The organism is Microbacterium umsixpiens, assembly GCF_053543675.1.
On record NZ_JBLVOH010000183.1, the window covers coordinates 1690 to 2474 of the forward strand.

Genomic DNA, 785 nt, shown 5'->3' on the forward strand with positions numbered 1-785 from the left:
CGACACCCCGATCACGGTGAAGGTCGAGCCCGATGCCGCAGCGCCCTCGCCGGCCGTCGCCTCGATCCGCCAGGTCGAGTTCGTGCGATCGCCGCGCGTCGAGGAGCGCTACCTCGGCGAGGAGCTCGACGGCACGGATCTGCCCGTCCCCGCCCGCAAGCAGCCGTTCCCGATGCTCGCGCTCGTCGCCCCGGTGCTCATGGGCGGCGCGATGTTCGCCTTCACCCAGAGCCCCATGTCGCTGATGTTCGTGGCCCTGTCGCCGCTGCTCATGATCGGCACCTGGGTCACGACGAGGAACCAGAACAAGCAGGAGCTCGAAGAGGACAAGAAGCGGTTCGAGGAGCAGCTGGAGCGTCTGGACGCCCGACTGCAGAGCGAGCGCGAACGCGAGATCGACGTGCGACGGCGCGAGGTTCCGCTGCTGCGCGAGGTCAGCGACGCCGCGCTCGCGGCCGGACCCACCATCTGGACGCGTCGAGCCGAGCACTGGTCGTTCCTGCACGTGCGACTCGGTATCGGCGACACCGGCTCCCGCAGCTCCGTGAAGGATTCCAACGGCCGGGATCGCGCGATCCCCGAGTACGTGGAGAAGCTCGACGCGGTGATCGATTCCACCAGGATCGTGCCGCAGGTGCCGATCCTGGAAGACCTCAAAGACGTCGGCGCGCTCGGCATCGCCGGCCTCGGCGGTCGTTCCACGGGATACGCCCGAGCGCTCCTCGCCCAGATCGCCGGCCTGCACGCGCCCGGTGACGTCGGCGTCGTGGGCCTGTGGGGCCCGC

The 785-nt window shown here is 69.8% G+C and carries 1 pseudogene; it reads left to right on the plus strand.

The features are described from left to right. Nucleotides 1-785, plus strand: a pseudogene (locus ACNPM4_RS17065) (FtsK/SpoIIIE domain-containing protein); the annotation flags it as partial.